The sequence below is a fragment of the Indolivaga capnocytophagoides genome (genome assembly GCF_036511535.1).
In the GTDB taxonomy this organism is placed as follows: Bacteria; Bacteroidota; Bacteroidia; order Bacteroidales; family Dysgonomonadaceae; genus Dysgonomonas_A; species Dysgonomonas_A capnocytophagoides.
This window is the reverse complement of the sequence record NZ_AP028867.1, coordinates 1,713,953-1,728,522: the sequence shown is the minus strand read 5'-3', so window position 1 is coordinate 1,728,522 and position 14,570 is coordinate 1,713,953. Positions and strand designations below refer to the sequence as shown.

Below are 14,570 nucleotides of genomic sequence, written 5' to 3'. Positions count from 1 at the left end.
AACAATATTATGTTGGATTTTTTTAACGAACGATTCAGTGATTCAACAACATCTTTACTGTTAGCAGCTATACTAACATCTTTTGTTTCTGTAGCTGTATCGACTCTTTTAACTATCTTGAAAAAAGGGAAAAAGGAGAAAGAAAAAGTAGAAGATTTGTTTTATGGTCAACTGGCTAAAAAATTAGAACAAGGATTAATAAAAGAGAAAGAAGATATAGTTATACTTTTGAGTTCTTTGAACCGAAAAAAAGATTCGTATGATTCGGATTTAATACTATTATTTGTTCTTGAAGATTATCTTGCAAGCGATAAATGTTTGCCTGAACATTATGACTTTTTAAAAAATATCGTAAAAGAAGAAAAAGAAGAGAAACCTTTTTCTGATATCCCAGAAGAAGAACGTAGAATTTTAAAATCAATAAATGATTCTGTAAAACATAATGATACAGATTCTATCAGTGATTATTTAGAACAATTAAGGTCTATAATATCGACTAGAAATAGGCTATACCTAAAGACCGAAGCATTAAATAAATGGTCTATGCCTGTGGCAATCATAGGTGTTGTACTGACTGTAATATTTGGAATAATGAGCTTTAATAGTGTAGACTATAATAAGATAGAAGAGTCAAATCAGAAAATATTAGAGTCTATATATGAAAAGAATAATCTAAATAAATCAGACTCTATAAAATAAATCAGACTCTATAAAAGAATTAGATGCAACCTAAACTATAAATAGAATAATTTTTTTTAAGATAAAGTAAACTTTAAATCATTTTACACCTATGACTGATTGTGAAAAACTAAGATATGCTTCTATTTATGTAAAAGAGTGGATACGCAAACAACCTGATGTTTATGAAGAGTCACTAACCGATTGGCTTTTATATTACATATCTGATAATATAAATAATATTACTTATAAATCCTTTACTAGAAGGCATGAAGGAGAAGTTACTGGAGCAGATTGGGAATGGTGGTTCTTATATCCTCATGCCTCATACAAGTTTCGAGTACAAGCAAAGATGTTGGAGAGAAACAACTATAAAGCTTTGAACCAATCTAATAGACATGGCAAACAAATTGATCTGTTAATTAATGATGCCATTAAATATAAATTCTTTCCCCTATATAGTTTCTATACAAATGGAGCATCATCTCATGTTAGATGTAATAAAAATATTTTAGATGAAGGTGTTTATTTGGCTAATGCAATTGAGCTGAAAGAGAGTTATGTGACTCCTAATATAACCCCAATCAATGAGTCTGAAATTTTGCAGACTACAATTCCTCTTTCATGTTTATTTTGCTGTCCATTAGTTTTCTCTTCCTTTGAGTCATTCTTAGAAGAATACTTTTCATTCTCAGCTAATGAAGAAAATAAGCCATTAGGTAAGTATCTGGAAATTCCACAATATGTAAATTCAATATTAAACTATAAATATGAACTCCTTCCTTTAGGTTGGTATGCAGATTATCGTGTAGAATTTGATGGAGTTAAAGGAATAATGATAATTGACAATAGAAATAATACAAAATAATATTCATGAAAGCATCCGAAGCAAACTTACTAACTGTATTGAAAGCACCACATCAGTTTGTAATACCTATCTACCAGCGTACTTATAATTGGTCGAAACCCCAATGTCAGCAATTGTTTAGCGACATTCTCAGTGTTAGCAGAGATATGTCCATGCAAGGGCATTTTATAGGTTCTATCGTCTATTTTCAAGAAAGTATACATACCATATCCGATATTCCTCAATTATTGGTAATTGACGGACAGCAACGCCTTACAACGGTATCGTTACTAATCGCTGCCCTTGCTGACTTTTTGAAGAATAATGAGGTCGAAATAGATACCACTTATTCGAAACTTCAAAACTATTATTTATTCAATAGTCAGGAGGATAATGAGCTACGATATAAGCTACTTTTGACCAAGAGAGATAAAGATACTTACCTGAATCTAATAAAAGGAATAGAACAGCCCGAAAAGCATTCTATTCGCATTGTCGAGAATTATAATTATTTCAGAGATAGTATCAACTCTTCTAACGTTGCGGATGTGTACAATGGTCTGCTAAGGCTCTTTATTGTTAATGTGGCACTGGAAAAAGACAAAGACAATCCTCAATTGATTTTTGAGAGCATGAACAGCACTGGACTTGATTTGTCGCAAGCCGACCTTATTCGTAATTATATCTTGATGAGAAGGGGTATTGACGAACAAGCTGAGCTATACGAAAAATACTGGTTTCCGATGGAACAGAGCTATGGAAATGACTATACAACGCTGTTCGATAAGTTTGTTCGTGACTATTTAGCCGTAAAAACTGGTAGCATCCCCAAAATAGGATTTGTATACGAGGCTTTCAAAAGCTATGTAAAGAACACAAATAGCATAGATATAATAACCGATGTAGTAAAAGATATTCATAAGTTTTCGAAATACTATGTCAATATGGTTATTCATAAAGAGCCAGATGCAGTATTGAAAGAAAGCTTCAAGCGGATAAGCCAACTTAAAGTAGATGTTAGTTACCCATACCTCTTGCCTGTTTACAACGATTATAACGATGGAATAATCAGCAAAGAAGAGTTTAATGAGGTTATCTGCATGGTGGAAAACTATGTTTTCAGACGTGTTATATGTGGCATACCTACAAACAGCTTGAATAAGACATTTGAGAACCTATATAAATCCGTAAACAAAGATAATTACATAGAGAGCGTAAAAGCTTCGTTCCTTTTGCTTGATGGCTACAAACGCTTTCCTAATGATGTGGAATTTGAGAATGCTCTTATGGTTAAGGATGTTTATAATTTGCGTAACAGAAATTATATGTTCAGCAAATTAGAAAACTACAAACGAAAAGAAGTTGTCAATATCTCAGACTACACTATAGAACACATTATGCCTCAGAATCCAGACCTGAGAGAAGAATGGAAGTTAATGTTAGGCGATAATTGGCAGGATATACAAGATAAATATTTACATACTCTCGGAAATCTTACTTTAACAGGCTATAATTCCGAATTGAGTGACCGACCATTTGCCGAAAAGAAAACGATTGAGGGCGGTTTTAATGATTCTCCATTAAGAATGAATGAGTACCTCAGAACTGTAAATAAATGGGATAAGGATGAAATTGAAAAACGAGCCGAAGAATTAGCTGAAAAAGCAAAAACGGTTTGGACTATTCCATTTTTACCCGATGAGATTTTAAGTAGCTACAAACCAGATGAAAATACACCAGTAATATATACTGTCAACAGCTATGAGTATTTGAATGGGGAAATGTTGGAGTTATACAAAGAGCTAAGGAAACGCATATTAAACATTAACCCAGCTGTAAGAGAGGAGTTTAAGAAACTATATATAGCCTTCAAAGCCGAGACTAATTTCGTTGATATAGTGCCTCAGAAATCACGGCTTAGATTGTCTCTAAATCTATCATTCGATGAGGTTATTGACCCTAAAGGATTATGCAAAGATGTCTCTGATTTAGGACGATGGGGTAATGGCGATGTTGAGGTCGGTATATCACATCTTAACGAACTGAATGATGTTCTGGAGCTGATTCAACAAGCTTTTGATAAACAAATGGATTAAAATTGTAAATGATGGCAAGAAAGAAACAGTCAACCAATATAAAGAAAACTGATATCTGGATACCACAATGTAATAGATTTGTAGCTTTTATAGATATTTTGGGGTTTAAAGATAGAGTAATGAGATCTTCTATTTCTGAGGTATCAGAACTATTACTCAAAATGAATAAGTTTTTAGAAAATAGCCTAGATTTGGGTCGAGACAGAGGGTTTAACTTAATGAACGAAAGAAGAGAAGAAAAAGAACCAGATAATATTTTGCGTTTCACTACATTCTCTGATAGTATTGTCATTTTTTCGAAAGATGATTCGGAGATTGCATTTAGTTTTTTTTGTCAGAAAATTACTCAGTTTATAGAAGAGTGTCTTAAAAATGAAATTCCATTAAAGGGTGCTATTGCTCATGGCGAAATATATGTAAATCAAAGTAAATTACTTTATTGTGGTCAGCCTCTGATTGATGCTTACCTCTTAGAAGAAGAATTACAGTATATGGGTATCATTACACATCATTCGATTGATAAATATATTAAGGATTTAACGCAAGACAAAGAGGATAAAGCATATTCTGTGATATTACCTCAAGTTAAAACTCCATTGAAAGGAGGTAAATTAGAACATCGAAACCTTTATTGCTTTTTTGGTCAAAGTGATGATGAGACAGAAAAGATATTAGAAAAATTTAGAACAACTTCATCTGGAATCGCTCGAAAATATGTAGATAATTCAATCGAAGTTTTTAAAGCTATAAAAGAGCAAATAATGCCTTTAATATCTGAGCTTCGAGAATAACAATTGATATAAATGCGAAGAGCCATATCTCTATGGCTCTCACTCTGTTATTTCTTAAATACCTCCCAACGTAAATCGTTGCTTCCTTTCATTTTGAATTCTGTTGGACTTGATATAAGCAAATTCGAATAGGTTCTATTGCCTTTTTCTGTGAATGACAAGCCTATAGAAGTCGCATTATGGTCTATGTAATAATACTTGTCGAATGACTGACCATTGTAGTAAGTCACTGTAAACATACCGTGAATCTTACGCTCTCGCCCTTCTCCAGTAGCAAAATTTTCGTCAAGGATAACCACCTTTGCAGGGTTGTACTGTTCTTTGAATACAATCGTTGTAGTACCAACTTCATGCACATATTTAAAAGTACCATTGAGGACAGAAAGAGCTTTTTTCTGAGCCTCACTCATCGAACTGCCTGTGTTGTCGTCATCATCGCTAGAGCACCCTACAAATCCAAAACCAACTACCGCCAACATTAAAAATAAAAATGCTTTTTTCATAAAAGTAAACTATAAAGTATCCATCAGCCCCGAATGGGAAGTTTATAAAAAAGAAACGTGGGAACTGCTAACTCATCGTAGTAAGAGGCTCTGGTAAGCCTAAAGTACAAATAAGCAACAGCCCCACGCCTTTTATGAAGACGTGGAACGTTCTGCCTATTATCTATGTACTTTTTATTGAATTTACCAGATTCCTTACTACAAGATAAAGATAGACGTTTCGTAATTTTCTAATATGTTGAAGGTTGACATCGCTATGTCTTGTTTTTCCCTTCGTACTGCAAATATACTGTTTTGTTGGGGACTTCATTGCATTTACCGAAAAAATAGGTTGGGGCAAGAATGTGAAAACATCATACTAGTAATCGTACATATGCCTAGTCATCAGTCATTTGCTAATCGACTTCAAGGAAAACGAGTAAAACACTCTCTACTGACAGTATTTTGCTTACTGCCAACAACATATATAATAAAATGTTAATTTGGGATGAGGTGCTGTTTTAGCTACCTATAAGGGGTTATGGTTGTATTATTTGCTTAACTGAATTATTATCAGACAGCAGACACTTGAGACACCAGAAAAAGATATTTTTTATTTATTATTATTTTCTTTTTTATGAATAACTATGTCTATAATGTCTATCTTCTAGAAATCAATCATTTAAGCTGTCTTTCGTCTGACTTTCGTCTGCCTCTGGACTAGTAAAGGTGTATACTCGACCTTGCTTAGTCATATCTCCATCAGGAATATATTCTTTAGCCAATTTATAATACGGAACATAGTTTTTCTTTTCCGATTTGAGTTTAAATTCATTATTCAGAACGTTAGCGACCTTATTAGGACTATACTTTCCTTGCAAATAGCTGTTAATCTCTCCAGCCGTTATTTCCAATTTAGGTAATCCATGTTCTACCATTATTGCATCGATAGCAAACTTGATTTCGTGGTATATTTCGCTCTTGTTAGCTTCTATTATAATCTCTAGTTGCTCGGTCTTCAATAAATCTGGATGCAACCACATTCGAGAGCTTTTAGCGTGTAATGGTTCGGTGTTCAATAGATACCACAAAAAGGCTGGTGCTTCTTCCTCTAGTTTCTTGTCGAAGTCTACATCATAGTCTTTTATCGGAGGTACTTTCAGCACAAAATACCGTGTATCTTGTGCGGTCAAAGCAATACAATCATCCTCGTTGTTCGAGAGTATCATAATTTTAACACAAGGTTCAAATTTAAACTCTGGAAGATACTTCTGATTGACTGTCGTTGATTTTGATGTAGAAATATCTTTGAGTTTGGAGAAGCTCTTCTTTGTATTTGTTATTTCCTCAAATACGGCAATCAACTTCATCGCAAACCCATTAAACTGACTCTCTAAAGCATCTTGTCCGTAAAAACCTGCATTCTCTCCAAAAAGTGAAGCTACCATACGAGCAAAAGTGCTTTTACCTGTTTCATTTTCGGTAGAAACCAAAACTAAAATCGGAAGTTTTTCGATGGGGGACTGTGCCAGAATAATAAGATAAGTGATTAATACATCCCATTTATCTTGTCCGATATGTTGAACTAGTTTTAACCAAGTAGAGTAATCTCCTTCCACAGGCTCAAAGGGCAATGGTTGATAACGATTGATACATTTACCAAATGAAGCTTGATAATTGGTATGGTCGGGTATATAGGTCTGAGAGTCATAGAATGGAATACCCTCTGCAAGCTCTTTTGGATAACGTTCTTTTACCGTCTGTTTGCTTATTTTGTTGACTGCTCGTATAACTTCTCCTTTACCATTGTATGATATTGTTTCGACAAAATAGTCATCCAAATATTGAAAGATACCATTTTCTGATAGTAGGAATTTCTTTCCTAATGTATTCGTCTCGTTCATGTTTTACAAGCTATTACGTTTGTTAAACAATTTTTCATCTAGTGTTTTTGAAGCTTCTCCTATAGTTGGCACTTCATTTTCACTAATCCATTGTAAAAGACGAGACCTTCGGAACATAATCTTACCATCTATTTTAGAGTGCGGTATCGTTTTCTGCGAAGTTCGCTTGTAGATAGAAGGCAATTTGTAATTAAGAAATGCAGCAGCCTCTTCTGGAGTTAACACCTCTTTTTCGGTGTTGATTGATTCAGACTTTGTCATAATTAAAATATCTATTGGTTTATATTTTTCTTCGACAAATTTATATGTATTTATCTACGAAACCAAAGATTTTATTTCAATAACTGCCTGATTTACAGGAATGTGACATGACCCGTAAGAGGTTGTAAACGATTGAGGATCATCCTAGTTAACACTTGTTGAAAATTATTTTTGATTTAGAGTATTTTTAACAATTAGATAAGCTATAAAACAGCAGAAACGGAGTCTATTTGTTCTCCTTTTAGACTATCGAGGTAAGTTTCTGTTGTTTTTAGGTCTGAGTGTCCAAGTGTAGCAGAAATAATTTCACGTGCTATTCCGCTATTTTGAAGTTTCATAGCCATAGTATGGCGACTAACGTAGGTGGTAAGCACTCGTTCGAGTTCTAGTATCTCACTAATGTTTTTTAGATACTTATTAGTCTTTGCACATCTATTTTTGATGTATTTGTATAGTTGTTCGTCCTTGTGTCCTTCAATAGCGACAATAGGTAAGAGATAGGAGGTAATTAGTAAAGTATTATTTTTGAACCAACCCAATAGCTCTTCAAGCTCCTTACTTACATATACTTGTATTGGTTTAACCTTTTTGCTATTACGTGTTTTTTGACGTTTGTAGACAATATAACTCTTACCATCTTTCTTTATTAGATTGTCTTGAGTCAACAAGGCAGCATCCATGAACGAGATACCGTAACAATAGTATTGAAATAGAAATATACGCCTCGTTATTTCCTCCATATCAGATAACTCTGTATTTTTAAGCTTATCCAAATCTTCGTCACTCAAATAACGTTTTTCCGTTTCTTCTTCCAAGCTATTTACTTCAAATCGACCTTTTCCATATGGATAGGTGTCTCTTGTCGCTTTTCCCTCAGCAATAGCTTTATTCAATATTGCCCGAAGTGCCTTATGGTAGTATTTTCTGGTATTTCCAGAGCATGGGTCTCGTTCGACTATTCTTGTGGTGTGTTTACTTTTATATTCCGTTTTTCTGGGTTTCTGCATCCAAATATCAAAGTCACAGACAAATTTGTAATCTATGTCAGAAAAGGTACGTTGGTCAAATTTTTTATCGAATAATCTGAGCATATGCAATGTCCGTTCGTAACAATCAGCATTACCTGTATGATTTGTCTCTCTTAGGTTTAGTATTAAATTTTCGGCATACTTACTTACTCTTGCCTGTTGAGGACGATTAAGAAATGCAGCTTCGATTTGATTAACAGTATATGCTTTTCTACTTTTCTCAAACCCATCTATAATATCGTTCATCAAGACTTCTTTCTCCGATAACCAAGCATTATTGATTACAGTATCTGGATGCAAGTTCGTCTTTTTTCTCTTGTCTGTAGAATATCGTCCTTGCAATGAGTCCCATTGTTCGGGTGTAGCAGATATATTTAAAGCAATTTGCTTACGTTGTCCGTTGAGGTTTATCCTTATCACTATCGGATAAGTACCATCCTTCAACATCTTATCAAACTCTGTTACTAATTTGTAGTTCCAAATCTTCTTTTTCGCCATAACTTTTTATTATAAATACATGAAAAAAGCGTTGCATTTCCGTTGCATTTTTCTCTTCCGTTGCACAATCGTTGCAGAAAAAATCTAACTATGTATAAAATTGGATAATTTTTAACATGTTGATTATTATATAAATATAATAAAATATATTGAAACTACAAAGAGATATAAAACAAAAATACGCCTCTGGGGGGCGTGTGGTCGCAAGTTCGAATCTTGTCATCCCGACCATTGAGCAGAAAGCACTTGCAGCAATGTAAGTGCTTTTTTTTATACCCTTTGATAAAAACTAATAAAACGATTTATGAAACTAAATGATGCTCCTAAATCAGTATTTGGAATAATAGCTGTTGTATTCGGTATAATTGTACTGGCCTTGCTTGTGTTGCTTGTTTTGTGATTTTTATTCATTATTTCGTCATTAAACCGTAACCGTATCGAAAACAAAAAAGAGTATCTTTGGATATCTTAAAAATGAAATAAAGAATGAAAAGTATTGCAGTATATTGTGGATCGAGCGAAGGCTCAGACAAAAATTTTATGATTAAGGCTCATGAACTGGGTGCTGCCATAGCAAAACAACACCTCAATCTGGTATACGGAGGTGCGCGTGTTGGTCTGATGGGAGCAGTTGCCGATGGTGCTTTGTCGGTAGGTGGAACTGTTACCGGGGTATTACCTCGTTTTCTGGCTGAAAAAGAACTTCAGCATATGTCATTGACCGAAACATTTCTTGTAGATACAATGCATCAGCGCAAAGCTATGATGAGTGAACTTGCTGACGGATTTATCACTTTACCCGGAGGATTCGGTACGATGGAAGAGTTGTTCGAAATGCTGACATGGGCGCAATTGGCGCTTCATAAGAAACCGTTGGGCTTATTGAATGTTGATGGCTATTATGATTCGCTTGTTCAATTTGTCGGAGACATGAGTAAGAATGGTTTTCTGAAAAAAGAACATGCCGATTTGCTTATCGTTAGTGATGATATTGAAGACTTGCTTTGCCGTATGAAAGAATTTGTTCCGTTGAAAGACGAAAAGTGGGTGGTAAATACAAGTCGTTAAAACTGTATGTAAGTCACAGTAGGTGTTTAATGTCTTGTTTTAAGGTAATAACTACCTATCGTAGTTGTATTTGGATGGGCAATAAATAGATCTGTGGCCTTAATTATTTTTTCAGAATGTATTGGTATGCCGTTTTGGTGTGCCTTTTTTTATATAAAAAACGACAACCCTGATGGGTTGTCGTTTTTCTGTTTTATCAATATTCGATTGTATAACTGGGAGAACCTTCGTCTGCGTCTTTTGTATTCGATACCACAGTTGATGGATAGCCGTTATCTGTGTATTTGTAGGAAAATGTCGTTGGTACAGAATAATTTTCTGCATTATTTATAAATTCAACCTTTGTGAGGTTGTTTGCATAGTTTAGATATATAAAGTGATAGGTATATTGGTTTTCAATATAGATATTATACCATGCTGGCAGCCCATTCTTACTGATAGTTCCATATTTGCCATCGTACGAATAGTTGTATGTCGTCATTAACTGGTTGGTTTTGGCATCATAGATCCTTTTTTCAATAAGATTCTTCCCTGAATCATCATACGTATATAAAATATATGTGGGAGCTGCCATAATCAGATCTTTACCCTCGGGGCCGGGTTCTTTTAAGCTTTTGTCGGAGATTTTTGCAGGTAGTCCGTTGTCTCCTAATTCTATCTCTTGAGTATAGGCATAGAAGCTCGGTTCTCCACTGCTTTTTGCGGTGATGATGTTGCCTTCTCGAGAAAAGGTTGTAATGCTATTGCCATCCGCTACATTTTTGTCTGTAGGAGAGTAGGTTACTTCTATTAATTCATTGCCGTTGTATTTGAAATTAGAAGTAGAGCCTTTATCTTCTTTTATCTTGATAAGCTTATCGGATTGATAATAGAAGTAAATTGATCCATTCGTTGAAGATGTTATTCTGCTGGGGCGTCCTTCTAGTTTTGTTTTTTCCCAATTGTCGTTGTCATCATCACTGCAACCTGCAAATATAGATGCAGAGATTAATAGAGCCGCGATTGTCAGTAAATTGAGGTAGCTGTAACCTTGCGAATAGTGTTCCGTGTGATATTTTCTCATTTTTGTAAGGTTTTAATAAATTAGTTAGTGTGTATAAAAACATAGAATTTGAAAAGTACAAAAAAAATTGTAAACTATCTTTATGAATCAGATAATTTACAATTTTGTATGCGGCTAGAGTCTAGCGTATGTCTATCTTTTATTGAGAATTGCGTCTGCTGAAGTCTACCATTTTTAATGCTGCAATCGCACATTCATCTCCTTTATTTCCATGTTTTCCTCCTGCACGATCCAATGCCTGCTGCATATCATCGGTAGTAAGCAAGCCGAAGATAAAAGGAATTGAGTGCATAACATTCAGACGTGCTATTTCCTGAGTTACACCACCGCAAACGTAATCGAAATGGGGGGTATCACCTCTTACCACACTGCCTAATACAATGATAGCATCCAATTCGTGTACATCGGCAAAAGTCTGCGCTCCGTATATAAGTTCAAAACTTCCCGGGACATAGTCAACCAAAATATTTTCGGGCTTAACTCCATTTTTCAAGAGAGTATTGCAAGCTCCGTCACGAAGTGCATAAGTTATATTGTCATTCCATTCGGCTACAATAATGCCGATTTTCATATCTTCGCCCGAAGGAACAGTTGCCGGGTCGTATGATGATAAATTATGATATGCTGTTGCCATAATTATATATTTGTTTTTTTTATGATTATTCAGACTGTAAAGATAGACAGATTTATTCAAAAAAATAAAGTTTTGCCATTGCTGACAAAACTTTAGGATTTGTATTTTTTGAAAGACTTGATATCTTAGTTGCCACCCTTCAGGATATTAGCTTCTGCGATGTATTTATCGGCTTCTGCTGCTTCGGGTGATGCCATATAGTTATTTTTTATTTTAGTAAATAAGTCTATAACCTTGTCATATTTTTTAAGATCGCGGTAAACGATAGCTGCTTTTTTGTAGAAAATAGGACTCAGTAAAGCATCGTCCGCATCTTTAGCTGCACTTTCGAAATACGAAATTGCATCTTCTGCTTTACCTGTATTTACAAGGCAATCGCCGATAGCTCCTTTTACAGCAGGTGTAACCATATCGTCACCGCCGCTGAAATCTTTAAGATAGCTCAAAGCCTGTTCGTATTGACCTAAACGAGCATATGACAGTCCTGCATAAGCTTTCGCCAAATCTCCTGTTTTGGTAGAACCGTATTCGCTGATGATTCCGATGAATCCGATATATCCGTTGCCGTCGCCGTTAAGAGCAAGTGAATCCATTCCTGATTGGAAATATTGTTCACCTTTAAATAATGCTACTTGCGCATCTTGTGTTTTAGGCTCAACGATGAAAACTTTGTAAGCCCAATATCCGCCAATAATGACTATTAATGCGGCTACAGCTATTATAAGTTGCTTTTGGTATTTAAAAAGGAAGTTACCCGACGATATTACAGCTTCGTCAATTTTGTTCCAGTCTTTCTCTTCATTCAACTCGCGTTCTTTTCTGCTCGACATTTTCTATAGTATATTTTTAATTTAGTATCAGTGTCAATTTCATCGAAAATAAAGGGCAGACGCCCTCATCCTAAAATTGCTGTCGCAAAAATAAACCTTTTCCTTGATATTCAAACAAAAATCTCCCTGCTTTTTTTATTTTGAGTATTCTTACCTGACACAAGAGGCGGTAATTGTTATATATTCAGGCTTTTATTTACTTTTATGATGCCAAGGGATTCCCTTGTTTTTCAAGCTTTTGTTTTTTTACTCAGCGAATACTTATTGCATTGTATATATTTGTGTATAATTTAGTAACGGTTTAATATTTGCTCTGTTCAAATTAAACCGTTGCTCAACCATAATATAAATCTGTGACCATGATTCGAATTATATTTACCATATTATTTATATGTACTGTAAGTATACACTTGTATTCTAAGAATGAGGCTGATTCGGTTTTTTCTATATTAAATAGGGAACTGAATAATAAGGCAGTATATATAGATAAGAAAGAGCAGAAGATAAACGGACTTAAAGAACTGCTGGATACACCGAATCTGCTGAAGGCTCAGGAATACGATATCAATATGAAGTTATCGGCAGAATATAAGAAATATAAGATAGATTCTGCGATTTTTTATGTGGAAAAGAATCAGGAGATAGCAGCTATTCTGCACGATAAGGATATGATAGACGAGACCAATCTGAAACTTTCGTTGTTATATTCGGCTTCCGGAATTTATTTGGAATCTAAGCAGATACTGAATGCCATAAACAGACAGGCTTTAAGCGAAAAATTACTTCCTCTTTATTTTGAAGCTTACAGCCAGTTTTACGGGCATTATGCCCAGAGTAACAGCCGGCATACTTATTTTCAGAAGAATGAGGCTTATCGTGATTCTTTATTGACCATACTTGATCCGCATTCATTTCAGTATCGTATAGCATATGCTGAAAAGATTTTATATCAGGGGCAGTTAGAGATTGCGACCAACAGGCTCACGCTTTTACTAAAAGATGTATCGCCCGACGACCCTAATTATGCGATGGTTACTTATTTGTTGGGGACTGCTTATAAAAACAAGCATAATCTGGAGTTACAGAAACAGTATTATGCTATGTCCGCAATTTGTGATATACGCAATGCTATTAAGGATAATGCTTCGTTGCAAAGTCTGGCTTCTACTTATTATGAAGAAGGAAATATCGATCAGGCATATAAACTTACAAAATCGGCAATAGAAGATGCTGTTTTTTGTAATGTAAGATTCAGAACTATCGAAATATCCGAGTTCTTTACGATTATAAATACAGCTTATTTGGCAAAGGAATACAAGCAAAAGAGCGAACTGAAAAGATTTTTGATTTTTACCAGTATTTTGGTTTTATGTTTGGTCGTTGCTGTTATATATGTATATAAGCAAATGAAGCGGGTTTCGAGAATAAGAAAGGAACTGTATCGAGCCAACGTCAAGCTTATAGATATGAATGAAGACATGACAAATACCAATAGTCAGCTGAATGATGTGAATTTGCAGTTGTCGGAGGCCAATCATATCAAAGAAGAATATATAGCACATTTCTTTGATTTATGCTCTACCTATGTCGGAAAGCTAGAGGATTACCGGAAATCATTGAATAAAAAGGCTGCGAATAACCAGCTCGATGAGCTTTTCAAAATGCTTAAATCTACCACCATTGTAGATAATGAATTGGAGGAACTGTACAAACAGTTCGATAATATCTTCTTAAACCTTTATCCCGGGTTTGTTGAGGGCTTCAACTCTTTACTGATAAAAGAAGAACAAGTGCAGCTTAAACCGGGAGAACTGCTGAATACCGAATTGCGTATTTTTGCGCTTATACGTCTTGGTATTACGGATAGTGTGAAGATTGCCGGATTTCTCAGATACTCTTTGAGTACAATATATAACTACCGCACCAAGGCAAGGAATAAAGCCGCTGTATCGAGAGACGAATTTGAGAATCAGGTTATGAAAATAGGGATTATTCAAAAAATTAGATAAGCCTGTCTTTTTTTTAACTTTTTTTATTGCTTTGGTTAGTAAAACAGCCAGAGCTTATCTGTGCTAAATGTATATCATTAAATGCTCTCATTTTATTTAAATTTATTTAAATTCACTACTTTTTAGCCCTGTTTTTGTATATATAACTATCTTATTATTAATTATTTAATTATTTATGTTTACTACTTTTTTTATTTAAGAAGAAGGAGGAGTGGTTTGTGCGGGTAATTTTGAAATATTAAGCAACGTATGCTTATCTTAAGATCTCAGACCTTTTTATTGTTTTTATAAGCATAGGTACAACAGGAGGTCAAAATGAAATAATATATCATTAAATAGGATTTTCTACTTAGTCTATTTTAAATTCAAAAACCAGAAAGA

At 34.6% G+C, this 14,570-nt stretch carries 13 protein-coding genes; 6 read left to right on the top strand and 7 right to left on the bottom strand.

Annotated features, from left to right (window positions below; translation table 11 throughout):
* Positions 1-9: 9 nt before the first annotated feature.
* The 4 genes from AABJ51_RS07035 (at position 10) to AABJ51_RS07020 (ending at position 4,412) form a co-directional block, all read left to right on the top strand.
* Positions 10-699, top strand: coding sequence for a hypothetical protein (locus AABJ51_RS07035; RefSeq protein ID WP_338375005.1), 690 nt, complete (start codon positions 10-12; stop codon positions 697-699).
* A gap of 91 nt (positions 700-790) precedes the next feature.
* Positions 791-1,546, top strand: coding sequence for a DUF6615 family protein (locus AABJ51_RS07030; RefSeq protein WP_338375002.1), 756 nt, complete (start codon positions 791-793; stop codon positions 1,544-1,546).
* Positions 1,547-1,551: 5 nt separating this feature from the next.
* Complete coding sequence (locus tag AABJ51_RS07025) at positions 1,552-3,621, top strand: GmrSD restriction endonuclease domain-containing protein (RefSeq protein ID WP_338375000.1); 2,070 nt, start codon at positions 1,552-1,554, stop codon at positions 3,619-3,621.
* Between the two features lie 11 nt (positions 3,622-3,632).
* Positions 3,633-4,412, top strand: a complete 780-nt coding sequence (locus AABJ51_RS07020) for a hypothetical protein (RefSeq protein ID WP_338374998.1) — start codon at positions 3,633-3,635, stop codon at positions 4,410-4,412.
* Between the two features lie 47 nt (positions 4,413-4,459).
* On the opposite strand, the gene AABJ51_RS07015 is transcribed toward AABJ51_RS07020, so the two are convergent.
* From AABJ51_RS07015 to AABJ51_RS07000, 4 genes are all read right to left on the bottom strand, one after another.
* Positions 4,460-4,891 carry a hypothetical protein gene (locus AABJ51_RS07015; protein WP_338374995.1) on the bottom strand — a complete coding sequence of 144 codons (432 nt, stop codon included), beginning with the start codon at positions 4,889-4,891 and terminating at the stop codon, positions 4,460-4,462.
* Between the two features lie 677 nt (positions 4,892-5,568).
* A complete protein-coding gene (locus AABJ51_RS07010; protein ID WP_338374993.1) occupies positions 5,569-6,798 on the bottom strand; it encodes a primase-helicase family protein in 1,230 nt (409 codons plus the stop codon).
* 3 nt (positions 6,799-6,801) lie between these two features.
* Positions 6,802-7,059 carry a helix-turn-helix domain-containing protein gene (locus tag AABJ51_RS07005; RefSeq protein WP_338374990.1) on the bottom strand — a complete coding sequence of 86 codons (258 nt, stop codon included), beginning with the start codon at positions 7,057-7,059 and terminating at the stop codon, positions 6,802-6,804.
* A 203-nt stretch (positions 7,060-7,262) separates the two neighbouring features.
* Positions 7,263-8,585: a site-specific integrase gene (locus AABJ51_RS07000; protein WP_338374987.1), complete on the bottom strand. Its 1,323-nt coding sequence runs from the start codon at positions 8,583-8,585 to the stop codon at positions 7,263-7,265.
* 486 nt (positions 8,586-9,071) lie between these two features.
* Here AABJ51_RS07000 and AABJ51_RS06995 point away from each other — a divergent pair, with 486 nt between their 5' ends.
* Positions 9,072-9,653, top strand: coding sequence for an LOG family protein (locus AABJ51_RS06995; protein WP_338374985.1), 582 nt, complete (start codon positions 9,072-9,074; stop codon positions 9,651-9,653).
* Positions 9,654-9,849: 196 nt separating this feature from the next.
* On the opposite strand, the gene AABJ51_RS06990 is transcribed toward AABJ51_RS06995, so the two are convergent.
* The 3 genes from AABJ51_RS06990 to AABJ51_RS06980 form a co-directional block, all read right to left on the bottom strand.
* Complete coding sequence (locus AABJ51_RS06990) at positions 9,850-10,716, bottom strand: hypothetical protein (RefSeq protein WP_338374983.1); 867 nt, start codon at positions 10,714-10,716, stop codon at positions 9,850-9,852.
* A gap of 139 nt (positions 10,717-10,855) precedes the next feature.
* Positions 10,856-11,350 carry a 6,7-dimethyl-8-ribityllumazine synthase gene (gene ribH, locus AABJ51_RS06985; RefSeq protein ID WP_026627705.1) on the bottom strand — a complete coding sequence of 165 codons (495 nt, stop codon included), beginning with the start codon at positions 11,348-11,350 and terminating at the stop codon, positions 10,856-10,858.
* A 125-nt stretch (positions 11,351-11,475) separates the two neighbouring features.
* Positions 11,476-12,180: a tetratricopeptide repeat protein gene (locus AABJ51_RS06980; protein ID WP_035332252.1), complete on the bottom strand. Its 705-nt coding sequence runs from the start codon at positions 12,178-12,180 to the stop codon at positions 11,476-11,478.
* Between the two features lie 359 nt (positions 12,181-12,539).
* On the opposite strand from AABJ51_RS06980, the gene susR reads away from it, so the two are divergent.
* Entirely contained in the window at positions 12,540-14,189 is a 1,650-nt protein-coding gene (gene susR, locus AABJ51_RS06975) for a SusR family glycan utilization regulator (protein WP_338374979.1), read from the top strand.
* Positions 14,190-14,570: the final 381 nt, after the last annotated feature.